Annotated in this window: 19 protein-coding genes and 1 pseudogene; 11 read left to right on the forward strand and 9 right to left on the reverse strand. The window is 68.9% G+C overall.

The features are described 5' to 3' along the window. Positions 1-95 precede the first annotated feature (95 nt). Positions 96-662: a hypothetical protein gene (locus tag RCR19_RS01175; RefSeq protein ID WP_331263291.1), complete on the reverse strand. Its 567-nt coding sequence runs from the start codon at positions 660-662 to the stop codon at positions 96-98. A 66-nt stretch (positions 663-728) separates the two neighbouring features. Beyond that, a complete protein-coding gene (locus tag RCR19_RS01180; protein ID WP_331263292.1) occupies positions 729-1127 on the reverse strand; it encodes a DUF6234 family protein in 399 nt (132 codons plus the stop codon). Between the two features lie 129 nt (positions 1128-1256). Here RCR19_RS01180 and RCR19_RS01185 point away from each other — a divergent pair, with 129 nt between their 5' ends. Continuing rightward, positions 1257-1775: an adenylate kinase gene (locus RCR19_RS01185; RefSeq protein ID WP_331263293.1), complete on the forward strand. Its 519-nt coding sequence runs from the start codon at positions 1257-1259 to the stop codon at positions 1773-1775. A gap of 166 nt (positions 1776-1941) precedes the next feature. Here the strand turns inward: RCR19_RS01185 and RCR19_RS01190 are convergent, their stop codons facing one another. Then, entirely contained in the window at positions 1942-2274 is a 333-nt protein-coding gene (locus RCR19_RS01190; RefSeq protein ID WP_331263294.1) for an ANTAR domain-containing protein, read from the reverse strand. A 144-nt stretch (positions 2275-2418) separates the two neighbouring features. On the opposite strand from RCR19_RS01190, the pseudogene RCR19_RS01195 reads away from it, so the two are divergent. The 4 genes and pseudogenes from RCR19_RS01195 to RCR19_RS01210 all read left to right on the forward strand — a co-directional run. Then, positions 2419-2694 (forward strand): annotated as a pseudogene (locus RCR19_RS01195) (transposase family protein); the annotation flags it as partial. A 104-nt stretch (positions 2695-2798) separates the two neighbouring features. Continuing rightward, on the forward strand, positions 2799-3797 hold the full coding sequence (locus tag RCR19_RS01200; RefSeq protein ID WP_331263295.1) for an RNA polymerase subunit sigma-70: 999 nt from the start codon (positions 2799-2801) through the stop codon (positions 3795-3797). Between the two features lie 299 nt (positions 3798-4096). Continuing rightward, entirely contained in the window at positions 4097-4543 is a 447-nt protein-coding gene (locus RCR19_RS01205; RefSeq protein WP_331263296.1) for a DUF6069 family protein, read from the forward strand. A gap of 606 nt (positions 4544-5149) precedes the next feature. Beyond that, complete coding sequence (locus RCR19_RS01210) at positions 5150-5911, forward strand: hypothetical protein (protein WP_331263297.1); 762 nt, start codon at positions 5150-5152, stop codon at positions 5909-5911. Positions 5912-6078: 167 nt separating this feature from the next. Here the strand turns inward: RCR19_RS01210 and RCR19_RS01215 are convergent, their stop codons facing one another. Beyond that, positions 6079-6438 carry an ANTAR domain-containing protein gene (locus RCR19_RS01215; RefSeq protein ID WP_331263298.1) on the reverse strand — a complete coding sequence of 120 codons (360 nt, stop codon included), beginning with the start codon at positions 6436-6438 and terminating at the stop codon, positions 6079-6081. Between the two features lie 133 nt (positions 6439-6571). Between RCR19_RS01215 and RCR19_RS01220 the strand changes: the two genes are divergently transcribed. Further along, positions 6572-7531: a helix-turn-helix transcriptional regulator gene (locus tag RCR19_RS01220; protein WP_331263299.1), complete on the forward strand. Its 960-nt coding sequence runs from the start codon at positions 6572-6574 to the stop codon at positions 7529-7531. Between the two features lie 44 nt (positions 7532-7575). Here the strand turns inward: RCR19_RS01220 and RCR19_RS01225 are convergent, their stop codons facing one another. Then, on the reverse strand, positions 7576-9561 hold the full coding sequence (locus tag RCR19_RS01225; RefSeq protein WP_331263300.1) for an AfsR/SARP family transcriptional regulator: 1986 nt from the start codon (positions 9559-9561) through the stop codon (positions 7576-7578). 92 nt (positions 9562-9653) lie between these two features. Here RCR19_RS01225 and RCR19_RS01230 point away from each other — a divergent pair, with 92 nt between their 5' ends. Then, positions 9654-10532 carry an alpha/beta hydrolase gene (locus tag RCR19_RS01230; protein WP_331263301.1) on the forward strand — a complete coding sequence of 293 codons (879 nt, stop codon included), beginning with the start codon at positions 9654-9656 and terminating at the stop codon, positions 10530-10532. Between the two features lie 314 nt (positions 10533-10846). Beyond that, positions 10847-12046 (forward strand): PP2C family protein-serine/threonine phosphatase, encoded by a 1200-nt coding sequence (locus RCR19_RS01235; RefSeq protein WP_331263302.1) that lies wholly within the window; start codon positions 10847-10849, stop codon positions 12044-12046. Positions 12047-12239: 193 nt separating this feature from the next. Here the strand turns inward: RCR19_RS01235 and RCR19_RS01240 are convergent, their stop codons facing one another. Then, positions 12240-13040: an SDR family oxidoreductase gene (locus tag RCR19_RS01240; RefSeq protein ID WP_331263303.1), complete on the reverse strand. Its 801-nt coding sequence runs from the start codon at positions 13038-13040 to the stop codon at positions 12240-12242. A gap of 102 nt (positions 13041-13142) precedes the next feature. Here RCR19_RS01240 and RCR19_RS01245 point away from each other — a divergent pair, with 102 nt between their 5' ends. Beyond that, the gene (locus RCR19_RS01245) at positions 13143-14009 is read left to right on the forward strand and encodes a helix-turn-helix transcriptional regulator (RefSeq protein WP_331263304.1); all 867 of its coding nucleotides are present in this window, start codon (positions 13143-13145) and stop codon (positions 14007-14009) included. 254 nt (positions 14010-14263) lie between these two features. Here RCR19_RS01245 and RCR19_RS01250 read toward each other — a convergent pair whose 3' ends face one another. From RCR19_RS01250 to RCR19_RS01260, 3 genes are all read right to left on the reverse strand, one after another. Next, positions 14264-14590, reverse strand: a complete 327-nt coding sequence (locus tag RCR19_RS01250) for a hypothetical protein (RefSeq protein WP_331263305.1) — start codon at positions 14588-14590, stop codon at positions 14264-14266. A 270-nt stretch (positions 14591-14860) separates the two neighbouring features. Further along, positions 14861-15829, reverse strand: coding sequence for a hypothetical protein (locus RCR19_RS01255; protein ID WP_331269309.1), 969 nt, complete (start codon positions 15827-15829; stop codon positions 14861-14863). Positions 15830-16044: 215 nt separating this feature from the next. Further along, positions 16045-16398 carry a DUF6479 family protein gene (locus tag RCR19_RS01260; protein WP_331263306.1) on the reverse strand — a complete coding sequence of 118 codons (354 nt, stop codon included), beginning with the start codon at positions 16396-16398 and terminating at the stop codon, positions 16045-16047. A gap of 340 nt (positions 16399-16738) precedes the next feature. On the opposite strand from RCR19_RS01260, the gene ctaD reads away from it, so the two are divergent. Then, positions 16739-18409 (forward strand): cytochrome c oxidase subunit I, encoded by a 1671-nt coding sequence (gene ctaD / locus RCR19_RS01265; RefSeq protein WP_331263307.1) that lies wholly within the window; start codon positions 16739-16741, stop codon positions 18407-18409. Then, positions 18406-18795, forward strand: a complete 390-nt coding sequence (locus RCR19_RS01270; RefSeq protein ID WP_331263308.1) for a cytochrome c oxidase subunit 4 — start codon at positions 18406-18408, stop codon at positions 18793-18795. Before ctaD ends, RCR19_RS01270 begins: the two co-directional genes overlap by 4 nt. The last annotated feature ends 231 nt before the right edge of the window (positions 18796-19026 follow it).

Here is a 19026-nt window from a genome sequence, read left to right on the forward strand (position 1 = left end):
CGTCAGCCGCTGTAAGTCACTTCCCCCCAGGGACCGCGCTGGCCCCCGACACGCCCCGTTGAACCGTCCCGGGGCACAGCGCGCCGGGGTTCCTCCTACGCCGGCGCGGCGCTGCCACCCGGAGGCCGGCGGAGCAGGTGCAGACAGACGACCGAGGCGACGACGGTCCGCCGTTCGGAAGCGTTCAGGCGAGGGTCCGTTTCGACAACGTACTGCTGCAACCCCGTCCACGAATCAATGGTGCTCACCGTGACCCGGCCGAGGATCTCCGGCGCTGGGTCCTCTTCCGGATCGGTCTCCGTGAGATGCCATTCGACGTTCAGGAGACCCGGACGCGTAAGAAGGAGTTGGCGTCCCTCCTCAGTCCTGAGGCTCAGTTGCCGGGTCTTCATCAGTCCACCCGCACCGGCGGTACCGATTTGCCGGTCCTCGGCGTCGGTGAAGCGGAACTCCGCCGGACCGAACTGCTCGATACGGACGATGAACTCGCCGGACGTTTTCGTCAGGACGGAGAACGTGTCGTCGGTGTAGGTGACCCAGGCGAGCGGTGTCCCCTCCACGGTGGACACCGCCAGCGCTGGGCCCACATATCTGCGCCACCATGAACGCTTCGGCTGACCCACCACAAGGGCTTCCAGCCCGAACAGACCGGGTTCCGTCATCGGTCCCCCCTCCCCTGCCGCTCCGCATCAGGCGACACCGATCACACGATCCGCGGCCGGCTCGTCTCAGCAGTTCGCGCTATAGCGAATACAAGTAGGTGACGTGGAGTGGCTGTTGTCCCACTCCTGCCGCTCAGCCGCCAGTATCCCGCCCGCCAGGAGAGCCACCAATAGATGCGCGACCACCGTCCAGCGGGCACGGAAGACTCCCGCGAGGGCTGCCAGGACGAGCACAGCAATCAGCAGTATTCGTACCCGATCCATGTGTGCGAGGCCGGCCGCGTCGATCCGTGCTTGATCGCCTTGCGCTGCCCATACCTCGAGGCCGAAGCCATATATCCAGTCCAGCGCGAGCCACGCGGTCTCCAACAGGAGCAACGGGATCGCGAAGGCCAGGTCCACGGCCGGGCGTGTTCTGTGCGACCAGGGGCGTCGCCGGTTCGGGGCGGGAAGGGTATCGGCCATGGATGCAGGATGCCGCGGCTGGTGGTGGTGCGCATGAGCACCCGTACTCAACTCCGGTCCCACCGTGTCATCGCCGCTGTCCAGGTCTTCCGCGGGTCGGCGATCGGGGCACCGGGATAGGCTGCGCCGATGAAACGGATCTTGGTGGTGGGTGTCACCGGTGCCGGCAAATCCACGCTCGCGCAAGCCCTGAGCTGGCGCTCGGCTCTGCCGTATCACGAGATGGACGCGCTGTACTTCAACGGCCCCGACTGGGCGGTCAACGGCGCGTTGGCCGAGGACGTGGCAAGTCTGACCGCCGAACCCTGCTGGATCATCGACTCACTCGGCTACCCGGAAGTCCGCGACCTGCTCTGGGACCGGGCCGACACGGTGATATGGCTGGACTACCCACGACGCGTCATCATGCCTCGCGTCCTGCGCCGGTCCTTCCGGCGCACCGTCAGACGCGAAGTCCTCTTCGGCGGCAACAGGGAGACCTGGAAGGGTTGGCTGAGCCGGGAACATCCGGCCTGGTGGGCGTGGTCCCAGCAGGGAACGCGTCGCGAAGAGATCGAGCGTCGTGTCCGCGATCCCCGCTTCGCCCCGCTCCAGAGCCTGCGCTTCCGCCACCCCAGGGAGACGGCGGCCTGGCTGGCATCCCTCTGACCCGGCGGCCAAGCCGGATCTGCGAAAGTGAAGACCTGGCCACTGCTCTTGTCCTACGGAAGCGCGCCCGCCTGCGGTCGCCCCACAGCCGGGGAGTGGGTGCGAGGCCACTCGTGAAGCTCACACGGCACATTCCGACCCGCAAAAACTGGCGGGTCAAGGGCGATCACCAGGCGATTCGGCCTTGCAGCCGCCGATGGATCTCTTCACGGATGTCGGCCGCGAGGACCCCGGTCCTGCCCCACGAGACGACCAGCTCGGCCACATGGCGCAGCTTGATATTGGTGCACATCGATGTCTCGCGAAGCACGTCCCAGACCTCGGCCGGGGTCATACGTGTCATGGCGACGACGACTCCGATGGCCTGGTCGATCACGGCGTCGGCCTTCATGTCCCGTTCCAGCTGGGCGACCTGAGCCTCAAGCTGATCGGTCTGCCCGGGCGAGTCGGCATTCGGCTCCGAAACCGCGTCAGAGAGCCCATCCGCGTGGATGTCCACGTTGCCTCCGTGGTGGGGGGTGGGTATTCCACAGTGCGAGTGTCCAGCCTTGGGCCGTGTACGCCCGCCGATTGTTCGCCGTGATCACGGTACGGGCGGGTGTCGGTGGTGAGGGTCAGGTGAAGCCTGGCACCCCAGCTCCGGCAGAAGCCGTACTACTCTGGAAAACACCGACGGCACGGGATGAACGTGCAGGTGATCGCGGATACGGCCGGACGCCTCGTGCGGGCGCCGATGGCGCTTCCCGGCTCGGCACACGCCATGGTCGCTGCGCAGACCCACGGCATCATCGCGGCGTTGACCGATGTCGACGTGATGAACTTCGCGGACGAGGCGTATCACGCTGCCGACGATTGCACGCGTACCTCGTTCAAGCGGCACCGCTACCGGCCGAAGCCGTCGCCCCGGCAGAAAGCCGTGGGAACGAGAAACGTTTGGCTGTGGCGCCCGACCTTGGTGATGAGTTTTCACGCCCGCACCCGTCACACCTACGACGGAACACGACGAGGCAGAAGGATGACGTGATGAGTGCGGACGCACGGCTGGAGGAGCTGGACGTGAGCGGTCTGGGCGAGGTCGACGAGCCGACGTTCGCGGGCCTGACGGAGCGGCACCGGCGGGAGCTGCACGTACACTGCTACCGGATGCTCGGGTCGTTCGAGGACGCCGAGGACACTGTGCAGGAGACGTTCCTCCGTGCCTGGCGGCGGCGCGAGACCTTCGAGGGGCGGTCGACGTTCCGGGCCTGGCTGTACCGTATCGCCACCAACGCCTGCCTGGACCTGCTCGCCAAATGCCGCCCGGAGCCTGCGACCGGCGGCGAGGTGCAGTGGCTGCAGCCCTACCCGGACCGGCTGCTCGACGAACTGCCCGCGGGCCACGCGGACGAGCCGGAGACCGTAGCCGTCGCGCGGGAGACGATCGAGCTGGCGTACCTGGTCGCGGTCCAGCACCTCGCGCCGCGCCCGCGTGCCGTGCTGATCCTGCGGGACGTGATCGGCTGGCCGGCGAAGGACGTCGCGCAGCTCCTCGGAGACTCCGTCAACTCCGTGAACAGCGCGCTGCAGCGGGCTCGGGCCGGCATGCGGGGACACCTGCCCACCGAGCGGCAGGACTGGACCGGCGGCGAACAGGACGCCGGGACGCGTGAGCTGGTGCGCCGCTACACCGACGCCAGCGTGGCCACGGACGTCGACGGGCTCGCCGCACTGCTGCGGGACGACGTCCGCTGCTCGATGCCGCCCACGCCGGGCCTGTGCGTCGGCCGCGACGCGGTGGTGAACGACTGGGTCGAGAGCGGCTTCGAGGGTTTGCAGGGCCTGCGCGCCGTCCTCACCTCCGTGAACCGGCAGCCCGCCGTCGCCTTCTACCTCTGGCGGAACCAGGAAAGCGCGTACCTCCCGCTGACGATCGACGTCCTGCGTGTCACCGACGGGGCGATCACCGAGATCGTCACGTTCCATGACGACCAGTTCCCACGGCTCGGGCTGCCGGAGCGCCTGCCGGCGGAGGGCACCGAGTAGTCCCGGTACGGACGCTCGCGCTACGCAGTGGCGCGGGCCGCGGTGGTCGCGGCGGAGTGGTGCGACGCTCTCGGCGTTGTCACCCGCGGGTGCAGGTGGAGCCGTATGACGGCGAGCCCGGGCCGGACCTCGGACGCGACGCCGGGTTCCGGCTCCGCGCCACCGGCGTCCGCGCCCTGCGGAATGCCGGCCATCGCGCGGCGAGGGTGCGCGTGGCCACCCCCAGCGCCAGGACCGTCACATGCCAGTCAACACCCCGTACGCCACTTACCGAGTGATGGAGGAACGACATGAACAGCATGAACGACACCGAGGTCGTCGCAGGGACAGTAACGGACCGGACCCACCGCACCCACCGACTCCGCCGACTTGCCGGTACCGGCTTCGTTGCCACGCTCGGGGCGATGGTGGCCACCACCCTCGCCGCGGCGCTTGCCCAGGCCGTTGGCATCGACTTCCAGGTGCCCGATGGTGGCGAAACGATCCCGTTGTCCGGGTTCACCGTGGTGACCGGCTTCTTCTCGGTCGTGGGCATCGTCATCGCCGTCGCTCTTCTTCGTTGGAGCGATCGCCCAGCCAAGCGATTCGTGTGGACGACAGTGGCTCTGACCGCGATCTCGTTGGTCCCGCCCCTCCTCTCCGGGGCGAACACCGCCACCATCACCGCCCTCCTCGGGCTGCACCTCGTCGCTGCGGCGGTGGTGATCCCCACCCTGGCTCGCAGCCTCCGCACCCGGACCGATTGACGATCCCGCGACGGACGCACGTGCGGCGCGAGGCGAACACGAGCGCACCGACGTGGTCCCGGGCGCTCCGACCGTCCATTCCAGGTTCCTATTCTTGATCAATTCGAGAGCTGAGACGCTCGTGCGGAGACGGACAGGGCACCTTGCGAGATGAAGACCAAGCGCCACTCGAGCAGTCACCGGCGACCCGGCGACCGTTCCACCACGCGTGACCGACGTAGACACCGGGTCGCGGCAGCCCGGTCATGCCGGCTGGACCGAGCGTCAGCCGGCTCACGACGAGTTCGCCGGTTTCGGACTCCGGTGAAATGCCGGTCCAGCCCTCAGCGTCCGTAGGGGGATCCTCGGGGCCGTCCCAGATCCGGATGGTGATCTCGACGCGCAGGTCGGGCTGCACGGTGCGGCGGTACACGTGGTAGCCATTGCCGGCGACCACCTCGGCACGGGCCCTGACGGCCGCCTCGCGAAGAGGCGCTGGACCGGACCCCGTTGGACACCCCGGCGCCGCCTGGCCAGGGCAGGACCGCACGCCACCCACCGGGCGCCCGGCAGGCATGGGCTGAAGGTGCCTCGAGGGTCAGGAAGTGGTTCCGGCATACTGCGCGCATGAGCCTGCCCGCCGTGCGCGCGTCTGCCTCTGCACTCGTGATCGCGTTCCTCGCCCTCTCCGGCTGTCGTGCCGAGACGTCTGACGGCGAGGCCTCGGCGTCCCGCGGTGCCGCAGCCGTGGCTCCCCTCGCGGACTCGGCGGTGGGGGCGGCGCTGGCCGACCGGGCCGGGCATCCGTACTCGGCGCGGTTCGTGACGAGCGGGGGTGTCCAGCGCATGGCGGGCTTCCTGAACCTCGGCGCCCGTACCAGTGGTGAGTTCTCCATCTCCTCGGTGTCGCCGGACCAGTACAAGGAGACTCAGGAGGTTCTGCTGCCCGACCACGCCTACTTGCGGCGGGTGACTGACCGCGGTGAGACCGTGAAGGGCTGGTGGCGCGACCCCCTCACGAAGGCGCCGCCCGGCAACCAGATCGTCGAAATGCACACGCTGGCCCGCCTGTTGGCACGTCAGCCCGCCAACGCCCACGCACGTCCCGTCCGAGCCCCGTCCGGCACGACCGCATACCGCCTCACCGGCTGGATCGACACCGCCGCGCTCAAGGACACCGACCCGAGGACGTACGTGATGCTGGCGCCGAGGCCCGACGTCCCCGGCGCGAAGGGCGTCAGGTGCACTGCTTGGGTCGACATGCGGGGCCGGGTCGTGCGCTTCGACGAGGGCCTCGCCTATCCGGACGGCAGCGAGTACCGCAGCGTCACATCCCTCACCGGGTTCGACGACCCGCTTCCCGTACATCCACCAGCCACAACGCGTTGACGGCCCCGGGCAGGCTGCCGATTCCGCCCTTCCCGTGGCAGGCACCGGCAGCCGGACGACGGCACGTCCCGCATGCACGGGGCGAGTCGTGGACCGTCACACATCCATCTACGGTCCGCACCGCATCGTCGCCCCCTTCGGTCCCTGAACGCTCGACCGTCGACCGCTCATGAAGCCCGGTCGCGCAGCACGGCTTCTTCGTCTTCTTCGCCCCCGCACGAATGGTCGCTGTCCGTGCGGCGCACATGATCCACCGCGCGCGGCAACGCCCTGCGGATGACCTCGGGCAGCGGTCCGCCGGCCGGCCATTGGACCAGAACGCGCGCCACCTCGCGCAGCTTGACGTTGGTGTGCTGCGAGATGTGTTTCAGCACCTCCCAGCCCTGCTCGGGCCGCAGACCACCGACCGTGACGACCACACCGATCGCCTGGTCGATGAGAGCGTGCGAAACCACGGCAGAGCGGAGCTGCTCGACCTCTTGCTGCAGGACCGCGACCCGGTCCGTGTGCTCGCCGCGCTCGATCATGTCCCCAAGCTGCCGCGGAGGCGTTGTCAGGGACAGCCGTCAGGCGAACGATTTCACCACCGGCAGTACAAGAAACGAAAAACTCCTGCTCACGAATCACATGCCGAAGCCGGTCGCGGGCATCAGGCAATCCATGGAGACGCTGACCTTCGACAGCGACAACCTGGAAGAGACCGAGGAATTCCTCAGCCATGCCTATGCCAGGATGCGCATCGGCAGCAATACCGCCGGCCCCAGCCGGGCCCGTATCCACCGCACGGGCATCGACGCGGTCAGCGTCGACGAAATCGACCTGGACTTCGAGATGAGCTACGCGGTGACGCCGCTCGGCAAGCTCTGTCTGTGCGTCGTCCATGACGGCACGGTGCAGGATCACACCTTCCAGGGAGTCGAGGACGCCTTCGGCCCTGGCGACGTGGTGCTGTTCGCGCCCCCGGACCTGCCCTATGCCGGACGGATCTGCAATGCGCGCTACACCATCACCATGCTCGAGCCCGCACTGCTCGCCCAGGTGGCCGGCTCGACCGGACCGCACGGCGACGAGTCGGTCAGGGTGACAGGGCACCGGCCGCACTCCCCGGCGGCCGCACGGCAACTGAACCACGCCATCAACTATCTGCGTGATCACGTCCTTGCCGACCCGGCCGTCGCCGACCAGCCTCTGGTGGCGTCCACCGCCGCGCAGCACCTGGCAGCCAGTGTGTTGTCCGCCTTCCCGAACACCGCGCTCCCCGACGACGGGAGTCCCGAGAGGGATGACGCGCACCCGGCGGTGCTCCGCCGTGCCCTCGCCTACATCGACGACCACGCCGACCAGCCGATCACGGTCGCGCAGATCGCTGCGGCCGCCCATGTCACCCCGCGGGCACTGCAGTACGCCTTCCGGCGCCATCTGGACACCACCCCGCTCGCCCATCTGCGCGGCGTGCGGCTCGCGGAGGCGCATCGGGATCTTGTGGCCGCCGACCCCGCCGAAGGTTCCACGGTCACCGGGATCGCCTCTCGCTGGGGCTTCTACCACCCGGGTCGGTTCGCCTCCCTCTACCGGGACATGTATCGGCGCGCTCCACGTCAGACGCTGAACGGCAGTTGAGCCGGCTCTGTGCCCGCGCAGGTGGTGCCGACGGGCGGTGGGCGTCATCTCCGCATGAGGAGTTGATCGAGGGCGGCCAGGATGTCGTTGACAGGACCGAAGCTGATCATGGCGGTCGTTCCACCCGCGATCTCGCCGCGCAGAGGGAAGAGGGCGTCATGCGCCTGTGTGGCGAGTGATCGGTCCTGGAGCAGGACCGCTGTATGGGCGTTGACCGCCCAGAGCGAGTCATACAGGTGGTCGGCGGGGGGTCCGGGCAGGACGGCGGCAGCTTCGCGGGCCGCTGTGAGGTTGCCGCGGGCGAGGTCGAGGAGGGGCTGCGCCCAAGGCCGGTAGGGTCCCCAGTCGAGGGCGGGGTCCGCCTGCGCGGGACGCTGATGGCGCATGCGCAGGGAGAGAAGCGCAAGCGGCAAGAGGCCCGCTTCCACTCCGGGCATGCCGGCGCCAGCGAGGTCGGTGGCCACCGTGCGATAGGCATGAGCGACCTCGGCGGGGTCGTCCGAGCGTGTCGCCAACCGCATCGCCCGGAAAGCGGCGGTGAGGACGTGAACCAGCGGGGTCTCGTGAATCCCGGCGAGGCGCTCGGCCGTCTCGACGTGGCGTTGCGCGGTCTCGGTGTCGCCGCAGGCCGCGCAGACCTGGATCTTGATCAGATGGCCGAGCGTCTCGAACATCGGCAGATCGTGCCGGGTGGAGAGATCTATGAGTTCGCCGGCGATCACATCGCGTTCTCCGGTGCGCCCGGGGTGTTGGAAGGACTGTACGAATCGGGCGTTGAGCGCGAGTACGAGCACGCCGGGGTCGTGGAGGTCTCGGGCGAGTCGTTCGGCTTCCCGCGCTGCCTCGGCAGCCCAGCCGTCTCGGCTTCCGCGATGCTCCAGCCCGATGGTGGCGAGGAGACGTGCGCGAAGCGCGGGTGAAGCCCCTGGCCCCAGTCGGTGCAGAGTGCGCCGAGTGGCCGCGACCAGTGCTTCGGACCGGTGGGGATCATCGGAGCGCGTCCAGATGGTGGGGACGTCGTACGCCGCGATCACTCGGGCAGTGAGGCCGGGGTCGTCGGTCCGTTCCGCTTCCGCGACCGCCGCGGCGCGTTGCTCTTGGGCAAGTACCAGGTTGGTACCGCCTGTGACCGCCGCGGCCCGGGCGACGGTGCTCATGGAACGCAGCCGGGTGTAGGTCCCCGTCGCTTCCGTGCGGGTGAGCAGACGCAGCCGGTCCTCGTCCCGAGGTGCGGGTGTGAGGTGCGGAGCGTGTCGCAGGATGTCGCGCTCGAGATGGTCGAGGCTGTCCGCCGACTCCAGTCCGAACCGATCCAACAGCCTGGCTCGCGCGTCACGCAGCGAGGCCAGCGCATCGACCTGGCGGCCGGCTTGGTAGAGAGCATGGGCCAGCAGAAGCCAGGCGTGTTCCCGCCACGGGTGTGTGGTGGCGAACGCCTCCAGTTCCGGGACGAGTGGCGCGCCGCGTCCGAGGTCGAGCATCGCTCGGGCACGCAGTTCGACGGCTTCACGGTGCAGTTCTGCGAGTCGGGCACGCTCCGGCGTCAGCCAGGGCGAGGCGTCGAGGTCTGCGTACGGCTCGCCCCGCCACCACGACAGCGCTTCGCTCAGCCCACGGGCAGCGCGGCCGTCGGGCCCGTCGTGCACGGCCCGAAGGGTGTCCTCGAATCGGTGGGCGTCGACGTGTGCCCGCGGAATCCGCAGGGCGTATCCGGTGCCGACGGTCTCGATGGTGAGCGAGCGGGTTCGCGGAGGACGATCGGGTTCGAGAGCGCGGCGGAGTTCGGCGACGAACGTGCGGACCGTCCCTGCCGCAGCGGGCGGCGGGTCCTCCCAGAGATCTTCGACCAGCACCGGAAGCGGGACGGCCCGGCCGCCGGCCGCGACCAGCCGTCCCAAGAGTTCGCGGCGACGCCGGCTGCCCACCGCTACGGGGTTGCCCTCGGCATCCGTGACCTCGACCGGCCCGAGCACGTTGACGAGGATCTCCATGTCCTCATTGTCGTCGGTCTCGGTCTGCTGCTGATCCACTGCTGATCCGGCTCTCGGATCATTCCTGTCGTTCACGCATCCGTGTGTGAGTCGCAGCGACTCACACGTCCCAGGAGAAGGAGACGACAACGATGGGCATCGGCATTCCGGGGTTCGAATCAAGGGCGATCGCTGTGGCCGACGGTGTGGAGCTGAACGCGGCGGTCGGCGGAGAGGGACCGGCCGTTGTGCTGCTCCACGGTTTTCCCCAGACCCATCTGATGTGGCGGCATGTCGCCCCCGCCCTGGCCGGGCACCACACCGTGGTCTGTCCCGATCTTCGCGGTTACGGCGCCAGCAGCAAGCCGCAAGCGGTCACCGAGGACATCTACTCGAAGCGGACGATGGCCGCAGACATCGTCGGCCTGGCCGACGCACTCGGGTTCGACCGTTTCGCGCTGGTCGGGCACGACCGCGGTGCGCATGTCGCCTTCCGGGCCGGTCTTGATCACCCGAATCGGATCAGTCACCTGGGAATCCTGGACATCATTCCCACTCCGGACACCTGGAACGTCCTCCACGGGGTCGGCGCGGCGGTGGCCTTCCATCTGTATCTGATGGCTCAGCCGCCCGGTCTGCCCGAGCAGATGATCGCGGGCAGCGCCGACGCGTTCTTCGGCCACTTCCTCGACGTCTGGTCCATGAGCTCCGACGCGATCCCAATGGACGTGCGCGCCGAGTACCTTCGCGCATGCCGGGAAGCCGTTCCGTCGATCGTCGCGGACTATCGTGCCACCGCGACCGTCGACATCGAACATGACCAGGCCGACCTCGACGCCGGCAACCGGCTCACCATGCCGGTGACGGTCGTCCAGCAGGACTGGGGACGGCAGTTGGGGTTCGACGCCACCGCGACCTGGCGGCCGTGGAGCACCGACCTCGAGCATTTCACCACCCGTGCGGGCCACTTCATGGCCGAGGAGGCTCCGGAGGACATCGCCACGCTGATCCTGAACCTGGTGAAGCGGTGATCGTCGCGGAAGGGCCGTCATCGGCCGCACTCGCCCACGGCACGGATCGGGAACCGCACAGCCCACCTGTGCCCCGGGAAGCCCGACGAGTGGGCGGGTGCGGAGAGTGACATCCGATCGGCGAAATGTGCGAGGGTCGGGAGTGCAACCCCGACGCCGCAGCTAGACCGCATTTTGGGCCTGGATCCAGTAGATAACGGATCATTGTCCAGATATTGAACATTTCTGGCAAAGTCAGGCATGCGCTGAGAGGGTGGGAAGTGTGATGCCCGAGGTGACTGCGGGAAGTGACCGCAGGACCGAGGGAGAGTGTGATGGCGCAGAATCGGATGTGGTTGGCCGAGGTTCTGGCCGCGGCGGAGGACGCCGCGCCGGTGGCGTCCCTCGATGTGGTGGCGCGCAGTCTGCGTGATCGGTTCGGTGCGCAGTGTGTGTCGTTCCTGTTCGCCGACATCGTCGGCCGGAAGATGGTCAGGGTCGGCGAGGACACCGACTCCCAGCGAGGGCGCCGTGCCGATCAGATTCTTCTGGCGGGCAGCCTCTACGACGAGGTCCTGCGCAGCCAGAAGCCGGTGCAGGCGCTGGACGGCGGGCGAGGACACCGAGTGGTCGCCCCCGTCACCAACCGCGGTGACGCCATCGGTGTACTGGAACTGTTCCTGCCCCATGTGACACAGCAGGTGCTGGACCAGGTCGAGGGGACGGCGCACGCGCTGGCCTACATCCTCGTCACCGACCGTCGTTTCACCGATCTCTACCACTGGGGACAGCGCACCGTCCCGGTGACCCTGGCCGCCGAGATCCAGCGCCAGCTACTGCCGACGGCTCCCTCCTGTGAAGCCGCCGAGTTCGCCCTCGCCGCCACTCTGATCCCCGCCGACAACTGCGCCGGCGACAGCTACGACTACACCCTGGACCACGACACCCTCCACCTGTCCATCTCCGACGCGATGGGCCACGACGTTGATGCCGCGCTCATGGCGACTGTCCTGGTGAACGCCTCCCGTGGCGCCCGGCGCGCAGGAGCCGATCTGGCCGAACAGGCCCGCCGGACCCATCAGGCCCTCCTGGACCACGGCCGCAGCTCTTTCGCCACCGGACAGCTGCTGCGGGTCGCCCTGGACGGCAGTGGCGCGCAGGCCGTCAACGCCGGTCATCCCTGGCCACTTCGGCTGCGTGACGGCAGCGTGGAGATGCTGCACCTGGACGTCAGCCTGCCCTTCGGCTTCAGGTCTCCTTCCCCGTACCGGGTCCAGGACCTCGACCTGCGGCCCGGGGACCGTCTGGTGCTGTACACGGACGGCATGCAGGAACGCCAGGCGGAAGCCGTCGACCTGCGGCGCGTCATCCACGACACCGCAACCGAGCATCCCCGCGAGGTGGTCCGGGTCCTGACGTCCGCGGTCACCGACGCGTGCGAGGGGCACCTCGCCGACGACGCGACGGTCATCTGCCTGGACTGGCACGGCCCCTGTCACGAAGGTCGACACACAAGAGCCGGCGCCGACCGCTGACAGGGGGCGGACGACCGTAGCGAGGCCGGTACGGGGTGTGCGTCGGCCAGGACGCCCACGGGTACCCCGCACATATCGCCCCGTCGCAGCTTCAGCACGGAAGGACCGCGGACGGGACGTGCAGGCCCGGTCGGCCGGCACCCTCGTGCCGGCCGACCGGTCATCACCGGGCTCGGCCCGGCTCGAGTTGCGGTCAGGACAGGCGGGTGGCGGAAATCCCGCCGTCCACGTAGAGCGTGATGCCGTGGACCATGGCCGCATCGTCACTGGCGACGTACAGGACGCCCTTGGCGATGTCGTCCGGCCGCACCACAACGCCCGCCGGTGTGGCGGCCGTCAGCGCGTCGAGCTGCGCCCGGCCCGCCTCGTTGCCGGGTGTGAGGGTCGCCCCGGGCGCGACGGTGTTCACGCGCACGCCCCGCGACCCGTATTCCGCGGCCCAGCTGCGGGTGAGCTGCTCGTCCGCCGCCTTGGTCGCGGTGTACATCGCCGCGAAGGGGCTGCCGACCCGGGCCATCCAGGAGCCTATGTTGACGATGACGCCGCTGCCCCGCTCGGCCATGGACGGCGCCATCGCCGCGACCAGGACGTGCGGGGCTCGGATGTTGACCGCCAGCATGGCGTCGAGGTCCGCGTCCGGCAGGTCCTCCGTCTGCGTCGCGGGATAGATGCCCGCGTTGTTGACCAGGATGTCGACCCGTCCTCCGAGCACGTCGGTGGCCTGTGCCGCGAAGGCGCGCAGCTGCTCGTAGCTTCCTGCCAGGTCCGCCGGGACGAAGTCCGCGCTGCCTCCGGTCTGCCGGATCTCCTCGACGACGCTCTTTCCGCGGGTTGCCTGCCGGCCGCTGACGACGACGTGTGCGCCTTCGCCGGCCAGTGCGCGGGCTATCGACGCACCGATCCCGCTGGTCGAGCCGGTGATCACAGCGGTGCGGCCGGAGAGCCGGGCGCCGGTGGCTGCGGGGGTGCTGATGTTCGTGTGAAGGGAAGTCATGGGTCCCTTTCTAGGGCGGCCCGCTGGTATCGTGCCAGGTCAGGACGAACCTGGGCATGCCAGGACCACCCAGCGGGCCGATGGGCCGCCTACCCTGGAGCCATGTCACGCGACCGCGCCGCGCTCGGGGCGTTTCTGCGCTCCCGGCGAGACCGCCTCACACCCTCCCAAGCCGGCATCGAGGCATTCCCCGGGGCCCGACGGGTGCCTGGGCTACGGCGCGAGGAGCTGGCCGTGCTGGCCGGTCTCAGCCCGGACTACTACAGCCGGCTCGAACAGGGACGCCAGGCCAATATCTCCACCGAAGTGCTCGACGCGCTGGCGCGGGCACTGCGTCTGGACGAGGTCGAGCGCGCACATCTTCGGGACCTCGCCGCGCCCACCGCACGGCGCCGCGCCGCGACCTCGCACGCCCTCCAGCGCCCGGATCCCGGCCTTCTGCGGCTGATGCACACCCTCGATCATGTCCCGGTGCTGCTCCTCGGCCACCGCGGGGAGGTTCTGGCCCGCAACGCCCTACTCACCGAGGTGCTGGGCCGTCCGCTGGAACCGGGGTCGTCGTTCGTCCGCTTCATGTTCCAGGACCCGGTCGCCCGTGAGCGGATCCTGAACTGGGCGGACTTCGCCTCGGCCACCGTCGCCACGATGCGCCGGGAGATCGCCCGCCGCCCCCATGACAACCGGCTCACTGCGCTCGTCGACGAGTTGCGCGCCACCGATCCCGATGTCGCCCGGTGGTGGGACGACCACGCCGTCCGCGACTACGCGTCCGTGACCAAGCGCATCCAGCACCCCGCGGCCGGCCCGATGTCGTTCGATATTGAGATCGTCTGCGCGCCCCACGAGCCGGACCAGCGGCTCGTCGTCTACACGGCCGAGCCCGACTCCCCCACCGCCCGCGTCCTGCCGCTCCTGGCCAGCTGGAACGCGACCCCCGTCGTACGGCCCGACACGCGCACCGGTGGGTGATCCGCCCGCGTGTTTCGTGGGCAAACTCCGGATACTGCATTCGGCATGATTCCGAGGCTGTCAGTGATGCTCTTCCGGAGTCGGAGGTCTTCGCGTATGCCGTGCAGACGACCGGGCCCGACGACGGCACCGCATGCGGGGCCTGGACGGTGCGCGACATCCTGATCCATCGGACTGACAACACTCCGGCCCGAGTTCCCACCGCTCACCCGACCGGCGCACCGGTCAAGACGCGAGAGCTCCATCAGGCAACGTCAGAGCCCTGTGCGCCCTGCTTCACGACCGCCCGTTTCCTCAGCCGATGGCGCCAGCTCTCCGGACGACGGCGCGAGCTCGCCCGGTTCCGTCCAGCAGTCCGGTCCGCCGCCCTTGCGCGGCCAGACCTCCGGGCCACCGCCGTGCCACTCGATGAGATCCGACTCGGCCACGTCCAGCTCGTCCCCTCCCACCAGACCGACGTAGCGAAGTAACACCGTCAGGTCGTGCAGCGAATACGCCGTGCCCAGGGTCTCGCCATCGATACAGACCCGCCGACCGCCGGATCCGCTTGGCCCCCGCACGATCACGCAATGCTCGACCATGAGCTCAGCCTCTAACATTCGCAAACCGAGCGCATTCTGTGGGGTGATCCACGGCGGCGGGCGTCGCAACCGTCGTCGACAGCGACTGACTGCGGGTGTTGCCGGCATGGTGTCCCTGTCGGCTCGCAAGCCTCCCGCCCTCCCGTCATCGTGATCGACCCCTGTTCGACGCGGTTTTCGGGTCGACTTGGGCCGCAACGGATGCAGGGCGAGGGCAAGGCGTGCATGCAGGAAACCCTGATCACGGCAGAGAACCGGGAGTTGAACCCGTCAGGAGGCACGGCGGAACCTTGCCGCCGGACCGATCACTCCAGGCCCGAACTTGTCGCGGATACGGTCGCTCACGGCCTCGGCGGCCAACCGCGATTCACGGGCACCGTCAAGGCTGAGCTGCTCGGCGACCCGATCGGCCTCCACCAGGTCCTCCGCCCTGAGCGTCAGTCCGGCGAGCCTGCCCCGCTGCAGGCCGGCGGCATCCATCAACTGGTACGCCAGGGTGCGCAGGTCGTCGTCGTGCGCGGAGGCGCTCGGCAGGCGGCGGGACTTCTCCCACCTGCCCTCGCCGACGAACCGCAGCGTCAGTGTCAGACCTCGGGCCGCCTGTCCGCGTCGGCGCAACAACCGCCCGAGCTGGATGACCAGGTCGAGCAGGGCGGCGCGGACCTCGGCACCGTCCAGGGTGTGTCGAACAAAGGCGTGCCGGACCGCGGCCGAGGCCGGCAGGGCGCGCGGAACGACGGGGCGGGGGTCGATCCCATGGGCCCGGTCGACGGCCAGGCGCCCACTTCGGCCGCCGAGCAGACGCTGCACCGTGGCCGGCGGGACAGCGGCGAGCAGGCCGACACTGTGGATCCCGTAGTCGCGCAGAGCATGCGCTTGCTGGGGGCCGATGCCGTGGAGGGCTTCCACGGGAAGCGGAGCAAGCCACTCGGTGACGTGCTCGGGGGTGACGACCAGTACACCGCCCGGGCCATCGATCCGACCGGAGGCCGTAGCGGCCACGGTGATCGACGGCCCGATGCCGACGCGCACGTCGACACCCAGGCGGGAGAGGGTCCGCACCCGCAGTACCTCCGCCAGCCGACCGGGGTCGACGCCGTGATAACGCAGCGCACCCCTGAGTTCGACCAGGGCTGCTGACGGCGGCAGGGCCTGCACGACCGGGGACAGCTCAGCGAGTTCCTCGAGGACTCGCCGGAAGACCTCCTCGGGCACCCGGTCCGGACAGCGGACATGCATCACGACGGACAGTCCACGCCCCGTTACGTCATCGGCCACGGCGGTCCACCTCCTCCGCAGCCACCATATCGAACGTAAATTCGAACACGCGAGGCCGACGACCCGATCTCGAAGGTTCGACCGCTGAACCGGCGGAAGCGGAACGAGGTGCTGCCGACATCGTCCGGCGGCGAACACACCCCGCCCGCAGTGGACAAGCGCGGAACGCCGAGCGATCAGCTCGCGCCGGAACCGCCGCTGCCGAAGGAACCACCGGAGCCGGACTCCCACCGGGGGCGACTCTGGTCCTCGCTGCGCCTGCTCCCGCTGGAATGCAGTTGGTGCGGCGTCAGGCGCTCACTCTCGTCTGCGGCCCGGGGTACCTCGTCCGGCTCCCTCCGCTCGTGAGCCGACATGTCGGGACCGCCGCCGCGATCGGGGCGCGGGGGCTGCGGGGAGGTGCGTGACGGGTCCTGCTCCCGGCGTCGGACCTTGATCCCGAGCCGGATGGCCCAGACCAGGAACCCGGCGACGACAAGACCGGCCACCAGGGCACCGGTCACGCCCCACGCAGCGTCCGAAGCTGCCATTTCGATCGAGATCAGCATCATTCCCGCCGGGTTCCCCCCAGAGGGAGAGAAACACGTCGACGCGCGACCGAAGAGCCCATCCTGCGCCCGCGGCAGTGAAGGACCGCGCGACGGGCGTGGCGCAACACGGCGCCCGGGATGCCCGTCGGTAGGGTCGCGGCGTACGGCCACTTCGACCGGTGATCTTCCCCACCGGCCGACCCGGACGGATGCGGCATGTCCGCTTCCTCAGCCCGATCGGTTTGCCTCGGCGCGCGCCGGGCACCCGCGTCGCGCCCGTATGCCGCCCGGCCTCGCAGCGGACCTGACGCCCGCGAGGTCGGGCTTTTGGAGGAGAGGGATGTCGCGTCTGTCGGAACCCGCCGCCGCCCGGCACGGCGCTTCCGCCACGTCCCCGCTCGGCCGGTCGCTGCTGCACTGGACGACGACGACCGATCACAAGGTGATCGGCCGGTTGTACATGGTCACCGCCTTCTGCTTCTTCCTCTTCGCCGGTCTGCTGGCGTTGGGCATGCGGGCCGAGCTCGCCCGTCCAGGACTGCAGCTCATGTCGGAGGACACCTACAACCAGTTCTTCACGGTGCACGGCACGGTGATGATGCTGCTCTTCGCCACCCCCATGTTCGCGGGGTTCGCCAACGCGGTCATGCCGCTGCAGATCGGTGCCCCGGACGTCGCCTTCCCGCGTCTGAACGCACTGTCGTACTGGATGTATCTCTTCGGCGGTCTGATGGTGATCTCGGGGTTCCTGGTGCCCGGAGGTGCCGCGTCCTTCGGCTGGTTCGCCTATGCCCCCCTGAACAGCGCCTACCGCTCCCCCGGTGCCGGCGGGGACCTATGGGTGATGGGCTTGGTGGTGACCGGCGTGTCGACGACCCTGGGTGCGGTCAACTTCATCACCACCATCATGTGTCTGCGGGCACCCGGTATGACCATGTTCCGGATGCCGATCCTCACCTGGAACATCCTGTTCACCTCGATCCTGGTGCTGCCGGCCTTCCCCGTGCTCACCGCCGCGCTGCTCGGTCTGGAGGCCGACCGGAAGTTCGGTGCGCACATCTTCGACGCGGCTAACGGCGGCGCCCTGCTGTGGCAACACCTGTTCTGGTTCTTCGGCCACCCGGAGGTCTACATCGTCGCGCTGCCGTTCTTCGGCATCGTCTCGGAGATCATTCCGGTGTTCTCCCGCAAGCCGCTGTTCGGCTATCTACCCCTGATCGGTGCGACGGTCGCGATCACGATGCTGTCGGCGGTCGTATGGGCTCATCACATGTTCGCCACCGGCGCGGTGCTGCTGCCCTTCTTCTCCCTGATGTCGTTCCTGATCGCGGTACCCACAGGCATCAAGTTTTTCGCATGGATCGGAACGATGCGCGGGGGATCGCTGTCGTTCGAGACACCGATGCTGTGGTCGGTCGGATTTCTGGTGTCGTTCCTGCTGGGCGGTCTGAGTGGCGTGCTCATCGCGTCCCCGCCGATGGACTTCCACGTCACCGACTCGTACTTCATCGTGGCGCATCTGCACTATGTGCTCTTCGGCACCGTGGTCTTCGCCATGTTCGCGGGCTTCTACTTCTGGTGGCCGAAGTTCACCGGAAGAATGCTGAACGAGCGGCTGGGCAAAGTGCACTTCTGGCTGCTGTTCATCGGCTTCCAGCTGACCTTCCTGGTCCAGCACTGGCTCGGCACGGAGGGCATGCCCCGCCGCTACGCCGACTATCTGCCCGCGGACGGCTTCACCCTGCTCAACACGCTCTCCTCCGCAGGGGCGTTCCTGCTCGGCGTCTCCACTCTGCCGTTCCTGTACAACGTGTGGCACACCGCACGGCAGGGCGAACAGGTCACCGAGGACGACCCCTGGGGTTACGGCCGCGGCCTCGAGTGGGCCACATCCTGCCCACCGCCACGCCACAACTTCAAAGCCCTGCCCCGGGTGCGGTCCAACTCGCCCGCCTTCGACCTGCATCACCCGGAGATCGTCCGGCAGGCACAGCAGGAGGAATTGCGATGAAGGTCGAGGCCCTGCTGTTCGGCGGCGTCGCCCTGTTCTTCGCCGCGGCCGCCGCGCTGTACGGCGCGTGGTCGGGCGAACCGGCCGGCACAGCGGTACTGATCGTCGCCTTCGGCATGGCCGCGGTGGTCTCCTTCTTCTGTGCGGTGCAGTACCGGCGCCGCGGACGCCGCCCCCAGGACCGCACCGACGCGGAAGTGGCGGATGCGGCCGGACCGCTGGAGTTCTTCCCGCCCCACAGCCCCTGGCCCCTGGTCACGGCGCTGGGCTTCAGCATCGCCGCCCTGGGCGTCGTCTACGGACTGTGGCTCTTCCTCATCGGCGCCGGGGTACTGGCCCGAGGGGTTCTGGGGATGGTGTTCCAGTACGCGACGCGCCAGGACTGACCGGCCGTATCGAGAGCCCGGCCGGTACCTGGGCGTGAGAGAAGGTACCGACAGCGCTTCGCTGCCTCGAGTGGCCACGTGCCTGCGAGGCGAGGACTTCACACCGTTCGGGCGAAGGGCGGTGGCGTGAACGACGGCAGTGGTGGAGAGTGAAGGGCAGGTCATCACTTCGGGCAGCGGCAGTGAGGTCCGAGGGATATGAGTTCCTCCGCTGAGGCGTGCGAGCATGCG

Origin of the sequence: Streptomyces sp. WAC07094, assembly GCF_036320405.1 — a bacterium.
Taxonomy (GTDB): domain Bacteria; phylum Actinomycetota; class Actinomycetes; order Streptomycetales; family Streptomycetaceae; genus Streptomyces; species Streptomyces lannensis.

Coding starts and splice junctions, on each gene's coding strand:
- RCR19_RS01175 (WP_331263291.1), bottom strand. CDS start 662: ATGACGGAACCCGGTCTGTTCGGGCTGGAAGCCCTTGTGGTGGGTCAG.
- RCR19_RS01180 (WP_331263292.1), bottom strand. CDS start 1,127: ATGGCCGATACCCTTCCCGCCCCGAACCGGCGACGCCCCTGGTCGCAC.
- RCR19_RS01185 (WP_331263293.1), top strand. CDS start 1,257: ATGAAACGGATCTTGGTGGTGGGTGTCACCGGTGCCGGCAAATCCACG.
- RCR19_RS01200 (WP_331263295.1), top strand. CDS start 2,799: ATGAGTGCGGACGCACGGCTGGAGGAGCTGGACGTGAGCGGTCTGGGC.
- RCR19_RS01205 (WP_331263296.1), top strand. CDS start 4,097: ATGAACGACACCGAGGTCGTCGCAGGGACAGTAACGGACCGGACCCAC.
- RCR19_RS01210 (WP_331263297.1), top strand. CDS start 5,150: ATGAGCCTGCCCGCCGTGCGCGCGTCTGCCTCTGCACTCGTGATCGCG.
- RCR19_RS01215 (WP_331263298.1), bottom strand. CDS start 6,438: ATGATCGAGCGCGGCGAGCACACGGACCGGGTCGCGGTCCTGCAGCAA.
- RCR19_RS01220 (WP_331263299.1), top strand. CDS start 6,572: ATGGAGACGCTGACCTTCGACAGCGACAACCTGGAAGAGACCGAGGAA.
- RCR19_RS01230 (WP_331263301.1), top strand. CDS start 9,654: ATGGGCATCGGCATTCCGGGGTTCGAATCAAGGGCGATCGCTGTGGCC.
- RCR19_RS01235 (WP_331263302.1), top strand. CDS start 10,847: ATGGCGCAGAATCGGATGTGGTTGGCCGAGGTTCTGGCCGCGGCGGAG.
- RCR19_RS01240 (WP_331263303.1), bottom strand. CDS start 13,040: ATGACTTCCCTTCACACGAACATCAGCACCCCCGCAGCCACCGGCGCC.
- RCR19_RS01245 (WP_331263304.1), top strand. CDS start 13,143: ATGTCACGCGACCGCGCCGCGCTCGGGGCGTTTCTGCGCTCCCGGCGA.
- RCR19_RS01250 (WP_331263305.1), bottom strand. CDS start 14,590: ATGGTCGAGCATTGCGTGATCGTGCGGGGGCCAAGCGGATCCGGCGGT.
- RCR19_RS01255 (WP_331269309.1), bottom strand. CDS start 15,829: ATGCATGTCCGCTGTCCGGACCGGGTGCCCGAGGAGGTCTTCCGGCGA.
- RCR19_RS01260 (WP_331263306.1), bottom strand. CDS start 16,398: ATGGCAGCTTCGGACGCTGCGTGGGGCGTGACCGGTGCCCTGGTGGCC.
- ctaD (WP_331263307.1), top strand. CDS start 16,739: ATGTCGCGTCTGTCGGAACCCGCCGCCGCCCGGCACGGCGCTTCCGCC.
- RCR19_RS01270 (WP_331263308.1), top strand. CDS start 18,406: ATGAAGGTCGAGGCCCTGCTGTTCGGCGGCGTCGCCCTGTTCTTCGCC.